The organism is Alteromonas oceanisediminis (genome assembly GCF_018474025.1).
In the GTDB taxonomy this organism is placed as follows: domain Bacteria; phylum Pseudomonadota; class Gammaproteobacteria; order Enterobacterales; family Alteromonadaceae; genus Alteromonas_E; species Alteromonas_E oceanisediminis.
This window is the reverse complement of sequence record NZ_JAHCTA010000002.1, coordinates 393,088-406,022: the sequence shown is the minus strand read 5'-3', so window position 1 is coordinate 406,022 and position 12,935 is coordinate 393,088. Positions and strand designations below refer to the sequence as shown.

The following is a 12,935-nucleotide window of genomic DNA, read 5'->3' as shown; positions in this document are numbered from 1 at the left end:
CTCTCTATGGAGAGTCGCTTTCGTTGATGTCTTCTGACTCGTTATCGTCCTCGCCGTCAGGCGACAGATCGGGCATTTCAACAAAATCCGCGCGCACTTTGTCGAATTGCCCATAAGTAAAAGAGCTAATCTCAAACACCCAATCGCTTAACCACGCTTGTGAAGGCGATGTATAACGCACGTAACGTGTTTCAGGCATATCAAAAACTTCAATCTGAAGCGCTTCGCCAGACGGATCGGCCAGTACGACTTGCAATAAAATGGACGCTGCCTTTGGCAAGTCCACTGCCATATGAGGCACCGCCGTATCAAACTGGGCTTCCAACATATTGCCCACCAGATTACTTACGATGCTTGGGTATTTAAGTGGGTGTTGGCGATTTTCCAGTTGCCACTGCTGATCTGGGGTTTTCGATACAGCCCATTGCTCATCAACCTCATCAGATACCCGCTGCACACGCAGCACATTATCTAGAGAAACGCTTAATGCAGGGTTCTTAAGCCATGACCCACTGTCTTGGGGTAACGCAATAACCTGATCAATTAACCATGTTTGTGTTTCATTGTCGAAACGGACAAAGGAACCAAGACCACTGCTGGCATCATCACCGACTAACAACGTTCTCTGTCCTGAGGTACCGGATAATGAAACAGCATGGGCACGCGAATCTCCGTTCGTCACATTATCAAGGCCCAGTCGCTGGTGATTTTCAGGGCGATTGGTTTTTGCCTCTAACTTCACCGCCTGATTCAATGCTGACACTAACGACACCAGTGCTTCACGCTCCACAGGAAAACGTAAATCGCTGTCAAGGTGTGTAGCAAGCCACTGGGGTTCAGCGCCGTTAGTAAGCACGGCTGAAAACACAACCCCCTCACTGTTTTCAATCGACACTGCATCTAGCGATGCTAACAGCTCGGTGGCATTCTCCAGTAGAGGTTCACTGGCTGAGTATGATGTTGAGTCCTGCTTTAACAACCACAAACTGAGTCCAACGCTGCACACCAGCGCAATGACCAGCGCCAAAAACATTTTTGCTTTCATTCGTCAGACTCCCTTCTGTTGAGTCGCACTGCTGTGCTGATAACGGCCTTTAGCGGTGACACGGAACAACCTGAAAAGCCCCCATAACAAAAAGGCAAGTAGCATTGGCGCAACCGCAATGTTGATAAATTTAAGCCAATTGCCCAGCGTATCGATATCTCGATCCAGCTGGTATCGCACATCACGCAATGCCTTGCGAATATCAATTCGTTGCTGCACAAAATTGTCTATCGCTGCCTGCTGCTCTGGCGACACCACTAGTGCACCCGTGTCACCTTGCTGCGACTGCAATTCAGCTAATTGCGCTTCCGTTTCGGCTAATTGCTGCTGGAGCAACTCCTCCTGCTCACGGAATTTAGCTTCGGCAGCCACCTCCAGCGCTTGTACGCGTTCAAAAGGTCGTGCAAATGTGCCCCGGCTACGCACACTAATCAATGCATCACTACCGGCAAGGTTTTCAGTTGCATTCGTCAGCAAGTCCCCATTGTTGGCGAACGGTGTGAACACACTTTGACCAAAGAAGTTGCTTTGTTGAACCCAAAACCTGTCGGCTAGAAGGTCAGCGTCAGCAATCACAATCATATTCAATGACGCTTGCTCACCCACATTCCCTGAGATGCGGGCAGCGACAACATGCTGCTTGTCGTCAGATTCAAAATCACGCGCCAACGCTTGAGGGTCTTGCGTCATGGCGTAGACAGCAGAAGGTACCAGTTGGCTGTTTTGTGTGGTTCGGATTAATGGTTGCAGCGCGAGCTCACTGTTTTGTGCAAGCGTGATCGCGCCGACTGAAGCGGCATTGACACTGTCGAGATTGGCCGTGACAACGTCATCGCCGTCCATCATCGTCGCGTTAAACCCTAGAATACCGACATGCCGTGCGACACCACCTTGCGGTGTGCGAACTTCAAGACCCGCACTTGCATCAAGCAGAACGCTATCGGTCGTCACGGAAATGCCCCAGGATTCCAGTAAAGGAAAGGCCGACGCATTCGCTCCCATGCCGCCCATCATTGCCATAGCGTCTGATTCATAATGTGGATCAGCGAACACAATCATTCTTCCATCACCGGTCGCGAAGCGCTCTATACTGCTCAACAGCGTATCGTTAATTCCTTTTGGATGAGCGACCAACAGCACATCAGTGTCGACAGGAACCTCCGTAGCATCGGTATCGATTTTGGTCACATCGAACAACTGCTGCAACTGCGTATAGAACACCATAGGTTGTTCAAATTGCCCAGTCATCGGGTTTTGACCACCGTCTACGCCGATACTGGTCAACACGGCCACATTAACAGGTTCTGGGTCGCTGAGTTGGTATACCAGTTGACTGATATCATACTCTAAGAAGGTTTCTTTCTGTGGATCGAAAAAGCCAATAACCTGCTGGTCGTCAACTGCATTGGTGCCCGCTAGCCCAAAGTAAATAGACTCGCCTATCTGACCAATCGCGGCCCCTGTCAGACCATACTGTGCCGCTTGATCTTCTGCTTCAGAAAAGGGTACGGGGTCGATCACATGCAAGCGGATCTTGTCTTGAGAATACTTCGCATACTCGCGCAATAGACTTTCCACGCGGTTAGCGTAATTACGTAACCCAGTCATGCCCTTGCTGGTGCTATCAGAAAAGAAGAAATATAAGTTAATGGGTTCGTCCAGTTCATCAATGACCTGTTTGCTGCCATCAGATAACGAATACACCTGATTTTCAGTCAAATCGACGCGTACACTATCAAGCGCTTGGTTATTGATTACCACAAGGGCGAAAAATAATGCTGCCAGAACAACGCTGGCAAGTGTCAGGGAGAATGATTTATTCATAATTAATCCGCCTTCTTCTGACTGATGACCATATGATTTGCAACCAGCCATATCACCATAACAATCAAAAAATACGCCACATCGTTAAGGGCCAGTACGCCTTTCGCCATCGCCTCAAAATGCGTTAAAAAGCTAAACGACGCTACCGTATCCAAAACAATAGAGGGTGCCCACCCTTGAAAGGCGTCTAAAACCACACCACTGCCACTGAGTACAAAAATGAAACACACAACGATGGCTAAAATGAAGGCAACAACTTGATTTTTCGTCAATGCCGACATGCACAAACTGATTGCCAGGAAGCCACCAGCCATTAACCAGCTACCTAAGTAGGCAGCAACGATAATGCCGTTATCGGGGTTACCCAGGTAATTGACCGTGAGCCATAATGGAAAGGTTAGCAACAAAGAAAGCCCAAGCACCGCCCACGCCGCGAAAAATTTACCGAGGACCGCTTGAGTGGTTGTTACCGGCAACGTCATGAGTAACTCTATCGTGCCGGATTTTCGTTCTTCCGACCAACTTCTCATGGCAATTGCTGGCACCAAAAATAGATAAAGCCAGGGGTGAAAATTAAAAAACGGCAGCAGATCGGCTTGGCCGCGCTCATAAAGCTGACCAATAAAGAAACTGAACACACCGCTTAATACCAAAAAAATCGTGATAAATACGTAGGCTACTGGTGTTGCAAAGAAACTCGCAAATTCGCGCCTAAAAATAGTGCCAACCTGGCTCATGCGACCTCCTGCTGTGTGATTTGACGGAACACTTCATCCAAACGCCCCTGCTCTATATATAAAGTGTCGACGGGGAGTTTACGCAACTGAATGTACTCAGTGACAAGATGCAAAATATCCATGCCGGGTTCCGGAAAAAGCGTGACCTTTCCGGTAGGCCGGTCAACTTCCATATCGGCAACGCCAGCTAACTCAGCTAACCCAGAAATGTCAGATTGATAGCTCAAATGCAATGTAATGGCTTTATGATAGCGAGACTGCTTCAGCAATCCCTCCGGCGTATCATCAAAGCGTAACTTACCGTCAGCAATGACCATAACCCGATTGCAGACGGCTGTGACTTCTTCGAGAATATGGGTAGAAACAATCACCAGCTTATCTTTCGACAACTGCTGGATCAGCTCTCTGACCTGATGTTTTTGATTAGGGTCGAGTCCGTCGGTGGGTTCATCTAGGATCAGAATTTGTGGATCATGAATAATCGCCTGAGCAAGACCAACACGTCGCTTAAATCCTTTTGAAAGATTTTCGATAGGTCTGTCCAATACATCCGCCAAAGTGACCTTTTCTATTACGCTCTGAATGCTACGCGTCTTTGTATCGCCTTTCAGGCCTCGCACATCTGCAATAAAGTTGAGAAACTGAATCACGGTCATATCGCCGTAGGCAGGCGCGCCCTCCGGTAGATAACCAATTTTGGCTTGAATGGCTTTTGCATGTTCACTGATGCTAAGTCCGTCCACCGTGATGTCGCCGGACGTGGGGCGCAAAAACCCCGTTAGCATTTTCATGGTCGTCGATTTTCCCGCACCATTTGGCCCTAGAAACCCGACTATGTCGCCGGGCTTAACGCTAAACGACAAGTCGTCTACCGCCTTAAATGAATCGAAGTGTTTAGAAAGGTGAGAAACTGAGATCATAATTTTCCTATCGTGACTCAATAAATTATCCACTTAATTGAACGCTACGCTTGCTGAGCGCTATTCGCTGATGTTGGGCTATTTGCGATAGATTTCAACAGTTCTTTTTACATCGCAAAAAAATGGCCCGTCGAAACGGGCCTAAATGGATGGGATCTTTACAATACATGTCATAATATGACTCAGTAACGATAACCTACAGATGTGATTAAATTATGACAGACAACACCGAATGTGTTGCAGAATATGTCACCATCTTTTTGCGAAGGTTAGACAAGACGTAGCATGCATGTTGAACCCATTGGTTTTATCACCACGCCCTACTCACAGAAATTTGGCATCCCTCGTCAGCCCGCGCTCGCCCGATCCGTTGAAGGCACCATACACTTTACTGCGACCTTCAACGATACTGATTATCTGCGCGGCATCGACCAATTTAGCCACTTATGGCTCTTATTTGCGTTTCATGAACACCTCGACCGCCCCCCAACAGCATTAGTTCGTCCTCCTCGTCTAGGCGGGAACAGTAAAATTGGCGTATTCGCCAGCCGCAGTTCTTTTCGGCCCAATCCGATAGGACAATCACTGGTTGAATACAAACATCACCGAGTTAATAACGGTGCGCTGCAACTGACCGTTGCCGGTATCGATTTACTTGATGGAACACCCATTTTGGATATCAAGCCTTATATACCCTATGCCGATAGTGTAGCGAACGCACAAGCAGGGTATGCAGACACCCCACCTGGCGAGTCGCTATCGGTGGCTTTCAGTGACGCAGCGCAGCAGGATTTGCTCACACATCAAGCCCGTTACCCATCGCTAAAGTCCGTGATCGAATTATCAATTGCACAGGATCCAAGACCTGCCTACAAAGCCCGCGTGCATGACGATAAAATCTATACCTTGCGCCTGTACCACATTGATATCCGTTGGCACGTTGATGGCACTACCGCGACGGTCATTTCTTTAAAACACGTGAGCTAGTCTGGATCCGGGAATAAGGTTTTGCCATCTGTAAGGCGACTGCTAGAATACGCGTGTTTTTGATTTTACCACGGAATTGCACAATCAATGCGCACCAGCCAGTACTTACTCTCGACCCAAAAAGAAACGCCAGCCGACGCTGAAGTCGTCAGTCATCAACTCATGCTGCGGGCGGGTATGATCCGCAAACTGGCATCGGGTCTTTATACTTGGCTACCCACGGGCTTACGCGTATTAAATAAGGTAGCCGATATTGTGCGCTCAGAGATGAACAAAGCGCGCGCGATCGAAGTGATGATGCCGGTGGTGCAGCCTGGCGATTTATGGGAAGAGTCTGGACGATGGGAAGAATACGGCCCGGAGTTGTTGCGCATCAAGGATCGTCACGACAGAGATTTCGTACTCGGCCCAACGCACGAAGAAGTGATTACGGCATTGGTCCGCAACGAGGTTAGCAGCTACAAACAACTTCCACTCAACCTGTTTCAGATTCAAACCAAATTTCGCGACGAAGTCCGTCCACGCTTTGGGATAATGCGCAGCCGCGAATTTATCATGAAAGACGCTTACTCTTTTCACCTCGACCAAACCTCACTGCAAAACACCTATGATGAAATGCACCGTGCATACTGTAATGTATTTGAGCGCTGCGGTTTAGAGTATCGCCCTGTTATCGCCGACTCTGGCGCAATCGGTGGCAGTGTAAGCCACGAGTTTCACGTATTGGCAGACTCAGGCGAAGACGATATTGTTTTCAGCGATGGTTCTGATTATGCCGCCAACATTGAAACGGCAGAGGCGCTTCCCAAAGAGGAACAACAAACCGCCAGTGCCAATCGAGAACGGCTCGGCCTGCCTGAGCTTGAAACACTTGAACAACTGTGCGAACAGCAAGAAACGCCTGTCGAGCAAGCAGTCAAAGTGGTAGTGGCAATCGCACACACCGATGAGCCTGGCGCCGTTGATGCTCCGCTAGTCGCTTTGGCATTGCGAGCTGATCATACCCTGAACGAAATCAAAGCTGAAAAACTGAACGGTGTCTTTTCACCGTTTACACTCGCTAACGAGAAGCAATTACAGCATACATTATCGTGCCCCGCTGGCAGTGTCGGTCCTATTGACCTGAACATTTCTCTGGTTGTTGACCGCAGCGCTGCGCGTTTAGCGAACTTTACCTGTGCAGGAAACGAAAAAGGCGTGTTTTTCACGGGCGCAAACTGGCCAGAGGCGATCCACATTGAAGATATTCGTAACGTCGTAAAAGGTGATCCATCGCCTTGTGGTAATGGCCGCTTGGATATTCGCCGTGGGATTGAAGTAGGACATATTTTCCAGCTCGGTGATAAATACTCTAAAGCGATGAATTGTGGCGTGTTGAGTGAATCAGGCAAGCACGAAACCTTGTTGATGGGATGCTACGGGATCGGCGTCTCGCGGATTGTAGCTGCCGCCATTGAACAAAATCACGACAAATACGGCATTATCTGGCCCGACGCATTAGCGCCCTTCAAGGTTGTGCTTATTCCCATGAATATGCATAAAAGCCACCGCATTAAAGAAGCCGCCGAGACGCTGTACCAGGCATTGACAGAGCGAGGCATCGACGTTCTTTTCGATGACCGCAAAGAGCGACCCGGCGTCATGTTTGCCGATATGGAGCTCATTGGCATTCCGCACAGTATTGTGATTGGAGAGCGAAACCTTGACAATCAGCAGGTCGAGTACAAGAATCGACGTAGCGGTGAAAAGCAATTGTTGAACTTAGATAGTGTGGTGGAGTTTACCACCACGTTATAAAGGTTGTTGCTTAGCTTTGGGGAAAGCATGCAAATTACGTTTTACGGGGTAAGAGGTTCGATACCGACGCCGGGCAAAGAGTTCGTGCGCTATGGTGGAAATACCGCGTGCGTGCACGTGGCGCTAAATGACGGCACAGATATCATTCTTGATGCGGGAACCGGTATACGCTTACTTGGTAAAAAGTTGCTGTCGAAAACCACGCCCGTTCACGTGTTGTTGTCTCACAATCATTGGGATCACATTCAGGGCTTTCCGTTTTTTGCACCAATTTTTCAGCCTGACCGGGAGATATTTATCACACCCGGCATCGTTCACGACGGCAACACGCACGCCGTTCTGGAACAAATGAATGGTTCGTTGTTTCCTGTTCCGGCCAGTGCGTTAGCGTCAATAATCCAAATTACGGCCAAGCCTGTCCAGACCTGCCAATGGGCTTGTGGGGATGCCGTGATCAAACGAATGCCTATCAATCATCCCGGTGGAGGTGTGGCTTACGCTATTCAAACGTCGAATGCCAAGGTTGTTTACCTCACCGACAATGAGCTGTATCCCCCCTACAAGAAAAGCAGCGATTTTCTCACCTTTGTGGAATTTTGCCGCGATGCTGATCTGTTGATCCATGATGCGCAGTATATGTTAAGTGACATGCCCGCAAAATCTGGCTGGGGTCACTCTGTAGCAGAAGAAGCGGTAAAACTTGCCATGGCGAGTAACAGTAAACAGTTAGCGTTGTATAGCCATGATCCTGAACGCACCGACAACGACGTTGATGCGATCATTGAACACTGTAAAATATTTATCGAAGCAGCCGGTTCACCGCTCTCAATATTTGCATCAGCGGAAGAGCAATCGCTGTCGCTTCCCAACCATTAACACTGGAATTAACTGATACGATGAAATGGATACTGCCGAGTGCCATGGCGGCACTATTTGCCATGCCGGTGTTGGCGCAAAACATGATTCAGAAAAATGCTGAATCTCCGACGCCCTCGTTGTTGGATACGCGCGGTAAAGCCGACAAAGAGGCCAATACTAATCCATTTTCGATTAGCCAACATCGCCGTAACTACCTATTACCGGTAACGCATATCACTAACCCCAACACGCTTGGCGACACCACCTTGACGAGCGAAAATGTCGACAACGCCGAGGCCAAATTTCAAGTGAGTGTCAAAGTGCCACTGTATATTCAAAGCGATGAATCCAGTGGTGTCTACTTTGGTTTCACTGCCGTTTCGTACTGGCAGGTCTATAACGATGCAGCCTCAAAACCGTTTCGTGAGACCAATTATGAGCCCGAAGTTTTTTATCAATGGGACGCCGATTTGAATGTGCTTGGTTATCGCTTTAATGCGGTCCAGCTTGGCTTGAATCATCAAAGTAACGGGCAAAGTGGGCTTCGTTCACGCAGTTGGAACCGGATAATTGCGTCAGCGCTGTTTAGTGATGAAGATTCGCTTTATTACGTAAAAACCTGGTTGAGGCTACCGGAAGACGATAAGACAGATCCGATGGATCCGACAGGCGATGATAACCCTGATATCAATGATTTCTATGGTCGCATGGAAATTGGCTATGGGGTCAACTGGGGGCCAGTAGATTTATTGGTGATCCTTCGCAACAACCTTCGATTTGACAACAATCGCGGCGGCATTGAATTTAATGTCAATTACCCGTTAAACGAACGTTACGATTTGCTCTTTCAGTATTTCAACGGCTACGGGGATTCGTTGATCGATTATAATCGAGCCCAAGAACGCATTGGTCTGGGGATACAGTTACGCTTTTTATAGCACTACCCCAGCGGCGATGAAAAGCTGTAAATGCACACTGACTAAAGCCTCAATATCGCGCTGATATCCACCGCCAATGACCGCAGCAATGGGTAATGAATGCTGTCTGCACGTATCAAACACAAGGCGGTCTCGAGCAAGAATGCCAGCCGTTGATATAGCAAGATGGCCTAAATCATCATTCTGATGAATATCTACACCGGCATCATAAATAACTGCGTCAGGCGCTGCTGTTCGTAACGCTAAACTCAGCGCATCATCAACAACACTAAGATACTCGTCATCCTGCATGCCTTTACCCAAGGCAAAATCAAGGTCGGAGCATTGCTTTCGGTACGGAAAGTTTTTCTCGCCATGCAATGAAACCGTAAACACTTGTGCATTGTTTGACGCTAATTTGGCCGTTCCATCACCTTGGTGCACATCGCAATCAAAGATTAAAACACGATCGATGCCGGGCTGTTTTAACATCTGCAACGCCGCAAGATAAAGGTCATTTATCATGCAAAAACCCGAACCGTAATTGGCAAACGCATGGTGATATCCGCCGGTGAGATTCAGGGCCTTACCGTGCGTCAAAGCAAGCTGAGCGGTGAGTACCGTACCTGCGGCAGCGGTCAACGTCCGATCAATTAATTGGCTAGACCATGGAAAGCCAATACGCCGCATGGCTTTTGGATCCAGCGTACCGCCGCTGAGCTGAGTCAAATAGTTGGGCTCAAATACGCGGCTAAGCTCACTGAGTGTTAACGGTGTAGGCTCATGAAACCAATCATCAGGCACACCAAGCTGCGCCAACCGGTCGCGGATCCCCTGATATTTTTCAATCGGAAAACGATGCCGCGTGGGCAGCTCTAATTGACTGTAAATCGGGTGAAATACCAATGGGATCATAAGGTATAGAGCAAGCACATCATGATTGTATTACTCGCTCTGAATTCAAATCGATCAGTGCGTTAACGATCTCACTACGGCATCCACACGCCCGGAAGCGAGTGTCATGTGCTCCTCAATATCTTTACGCTCTGAGAGTGCACGATACTGTTCAGCCAGTGCCACGATACGGTCAGTAATACCCGTTACCTGCTCGACTACCGCTGTCTGGCCTGACGTGACGTTATTAAGCTTTACTACCGCTTTGTGGGTCACTTCAATATCGCCTACCACAGCATGTAACGTTTGTAACGCGTCGTTTGCTTCCTTAGCGTTTGCATCTGACAATTGCTTTCCTTGTTGCATTGCACTGACCGCGCTTTGCGCCTCCTTTTCAAACGCCGTGAGAATCGCATTGATCTCCCGTGTGGATTGCTGCGTTTTGGCGGCAAGCGCACGCACTTCGTCAGCAACCACGGCAAAGCCCCGCCCATGTTCGCCAGCCCGGGCAGCTTCAATCGCCGCGTTTAAGGCGAGTAAATTGGTTTGATCCGCAATTTCATTGATCACATTAACCACATTTAAAATGTTCGCGCTTCGACTCTGTAACGCTTCAACAATACCACTGGATTCATTGACTGTGTCCGCCAACGCGCCGAATCCCTTATTGGCATTTTCAAATGTCGTGTAACATTCGCTCACGTTGTTTTTTGCAGAGTCAGACGCTTTACTCACTTGCGCCGCAATCGCAACTAACTGTTCAACGCTATTAGATAAAGACTCTGTTGATTCTCCCAGTGTCACAGAGGCGTTGGCCTGCTCTTCTGAGCCACTACGAATATCATGTGTCACACCCACTAACGTGCCGCTCGCAGCTTTAACATGCGCTTCTGCATCAACCAGAGAAGCAACAGACTGAGAAAGCTTTTGCTGGAGCGTTCGCGCAGCATCTGCTAACACACCAAGCTCGTTCTGACTCTGGTAATTCAGCTCCTGTGCGTAGTCTGAACGCGCAAGTCCATCAATTCGTTGCGCGATATGCTTGATGGGCTTAATCAATTGAGTGCGTAAACGTCGCGTCACGTAGAACACCGTTAAGATAAACATGGCTACGATAGCAACAGAGATGAATAGCATAGTTTGTCGTGTCGTGGACTTTAGCTCTTCTACCGCTGTTGATGCACGCAATGCCATTTTCTCAGCCAACCCAGACAACAGTTTGGCGGGTTCCCGATCAATCCCTCGCACCGCGGCGTCACCCACCTTTGGGTCAAAACCAGATTGCACGAATTGTTCATAGCCTTCGCGATATTGCTGCGCCATCAATTGATGAGAGGCTAAGAACGCTTCTATGGTAGAGGCGGTATCCGGCCCTAGGCTGCGATCTGTCAACAAGCTACTCAGCGTCGATTGAATATGCTGTTCTTTGTCTTTAAATCGCTGCCAGTATTTGTCTCGATCAGATGGTTCATACCCTCGTAGCAACACGTTCTTCCATTCCTGAACCTGTGTCTTAAAATCATTCAATACCTGAGATACGTCGCGCTCGGCATCAACGACCGTCTCTTCAAGTCGGTCAAATTGATTGAGCAGCCAAAAGGTTTTATAAAGGCTGAACCCGCTAAGTGAAATCAGCAACAGCAGGCTGACAATGACAGGTGCCATCACCACGGTATTAATACTTTTATATCGCACGAAGATATGCCTCTTTTTCAAAGGGTTGCATATTACATACTGAAGTCATTGCAGATTTATGACTGTCTGAACACGGCGGCGTATGGAATACAATACGCAAGTATTGGGCCTGATAACTTTTCATTTTATACAACGTCGAGCGTCCAATATTTCACAATTGAGGCGTGAATGCCGAAGTTTAGTCACTCTAAATAAGGAATTCGCAACAAAAAGTGTGGAATATTGGGACTCGACCCGAGGGCTGGGCCTGATTCTTTCACCAACTTCGTCATTTGTCGCTAATTTGGATTAACCAAACGACGCTCCTCATTCCTCGCTGGTGAAAGAATCAGACTCCAGCCTGTGCCGGTCACCGGTTGTATAAAATGAAAAATTAACAGGCCCTAGTTTAAATACGCTTTTGTCTGCGCTGCCGCTAAATATGGTAATTGTATATTTTTACGGTTATGCGCTTATTTTCTAAAGGCTACAGTATCGCAAGTCAATGGTATTTGATGGCCTGTATTTTTTACGAAAATGTGTAGTATGTAGCTTAAAAAGAGGTGATTTTATGCAAGCACACGATGCGACCCCGCTACAAGACTATATTGAGTATTCCCCTGAGGAAATGGCATCTCGGGCCGAAGCGTTTTACACCCTCATGAAACGTCGACACAGTATCCGACAATTCAGCGACCGTACGGTGGATAAGTCGGTTATTGAGCATTGCCTTCGTGCCGCAGGCACGGCCCCCAGTGGGGCCAATCATCAACCCTGGCACTTCGTTGCCATTCACTCTGATGAGATCAAGCAACAGGTTCGTGAACAAGCCGAAGCGCACGAGAGAGGCTTTTATGAGGGTCGCGCTGGCGAAGAGTGGTTAAACGCCCTAAAGCCGCTGGGCACCGACGCGCAAAAACCTTACTTAGCGCACGCGCCTTGGCTGATTGCCATCTTTAGTCAAAAGAAAGGGGGTGTCAGCAGTGACGACAAACAAACTAACTATTACGTGCATGAGTCGGTGGGTATCGCCACCGGTATGTTGATTACCGCGCTGCACACTGCAGGGTTGGTTACGTTAACGCATACGCCGAAGCCAATGTCATTTTTATCCAAAATCTGCAACCGGCCAGATGACGAACGCCCTTACATGCTGCTCATCGCCGGATACCCTGCAGACGATGCCAGTGTTCCGCTGCACGCACAACAAAAAAAGTCGCTATCTGAAATAGCGACTTTTCTGTGACCCCGGGTTAGCCTCTGGCAACAGGTAAAACGGATT

General features: G+C 48.4%; 11 protein-coding genes. 5 read left to right on the top strand and 6 right to left on the bottom strand.

Annotation, left to right across the window (positions count from 1 at the left end):
• Window positions 1-4: 4 nt before the first annotated feature.
• The 4 genes from KIU71_RS04965 to KIU71_RS04950 are packed head-to-tail and all read right to left on the bottom strand — an operon-like array spanning window position 5 to window position 4,526.
• Window positions 5-1,045 carry a DUF4340 domain-containing protein gene (locus KIU71_RS04965; protein ID WP_214130067.1) on the bottom strand — a complete coding sequence of 347 codons (1,041 nt, stop codon included), beginning with the start codon at window positions 1,043-1,045 and terminating at the stop codon, window positions 5-7.
• 3 nt (window positions 1,046-1,048) lie between these two features.
• Window positions 1,049-2,869, bottom strand: a complete 1,821-nt coding sequence (locus KIU71_RS04960; RefSeq protein ID WP_214130066.1) for a GldG family protein — start codon at window positions 2,867-2,869, stop codon at window positions 1,049-1,051.
• Between the two features lie 2 nt (window positions 2,870-2,871).
• On the bottom strand, window positions 2,872-3,606 hold the full coding sequence (locus KIU71_RS04955) for an ABC transporter permease subunit (protein ID WP_214130065.1): 735 nt from the start codon (window positions 3,604-3,606) through the stop codon (window positions 2,872-2,874).
• Window positions 3,603-4,526: an ABC transporter ATP-binding protein gene (locus KIU71_RS04950; protein WP_214130064.1), complete on the bottom strand. Its 924-nt coding sequence runs from the start codon at window positions 4,524-4,526 to the stop codon at window positions 3,603-3,605. The genes KIU71_RS04955 and KIU71_RS04950 overlap by 4 nt, the downstream gene beginning before the upstream one ends.
• Window positions 4,527-4,811: 285 nt before the next feature.
• Between KIU71_RS04950 and tsaA the strand changes: the two genes are divergently transcribed.
• The 4 genes from tsaA (at window position 4,812) to KIU71_RS04930 (ending at window position 9,106) form a co-directional block, all read left to right on the top strand.
• Window positions 4,812-5,513, top strand: coding sequence for a tRNA (N6-threonylcarbamoyladenosine(37)-N6)-methyltransferase TrmO (tsaA, locus tag KIU71_RS04945; protein ID WP_214130063.1), 702 nt, complete (start codon window positions 4,812-4,814; stop codon window positions 5,511-5,513).
• A gap of 87 nt (window positions 5,514-5,600) precedes the next feature.
• Entirely contained in the window at window positions 5,601-7,310 is a 1,710-nt protein-coding gene (locus KIU71_RS04940) for a proline--tRNA ligase (RefSeq protein ID WP_214130062.1), read from the top strand.
• 27 nt (window positions 7,311-7,337) lie between these two features.
• Complete coding sequence (locus tag KIU71_RS04935; RefSeq protein ID WP_214130061.1) at window positions 7,338-8,186, top strand: MBL fold metallo-hydrolase; 849 nt, start codon at window positions 7,338-7,340, stop codon at window positions 8,184-8,186.
• A gap of 62 nt (window positions 8,187-8,248) precedes the next feature.
• Window positions 8,249-9,106 carry a phospholipase A gene (locus KIU71_RS04930; RefSeq protein WP_250207298.1) on the top strand — a complete coding sequence of 286 codons (858 nt, stop codon included), beginning with the start codon at window positions 8,249-8,251 and terminating at the stop codon, window positions 9,104-9,106.
• Here KIU71_RS04930 and KIU71_RS04925 read toward each other — a convergent pair.
• Both KIU71_RS04925 and KIU71_RS04920 read right to left on the bottom strand, forming a co-directional pair.
• On the bottom strand, window positions 9,101-10,000 hold the full coding sequence (locus KIU71_RS04925; RefSeq protein WP_214130059.1) for a histone deacetylase family protein: 900 nt from the start codon (window positions 9,998-10,000) through the stop codon (window positions 9,101-9,103). The two genes, KIU71_RS04930 and KIU71_RS04925, sit on opposite strands and share 6 nt — an antisense overlap.
• A 54-nt stretch (window positions 10,001-10,054) precedes the next feature.
• On the bottom strand, window positions 10,055-11,674 hold the full coding sequence (locus KIU71_RS04920) for a methyl-accepting chemotaxis protein (protein WP_315853241.1): 1,620 nt from the start codon (window positions 11,672-11,674) through the stop codon (window positions 10,055-10,057).
• Between the two features lie 550 nt (window positions 11,675-12,224).
• Between KIU71_RS04920 and KIU71_RS04915 the strand changes: the two genes are divergently transcribed.
• The gene (locus KIU71_RS04915) at window positions 12,225-12,899 is read left to right on the top strand and encodes a nitroreductase family protein (protein WP_214130058.1); all 675 of its coding nucleotides are present in this window, start codon (window positions 12,225-12,227) and stop codon (window positions 12,897-12,899) included.
• Window positions 12,900-12,935 lie beyond the last annotated feature (36 nt).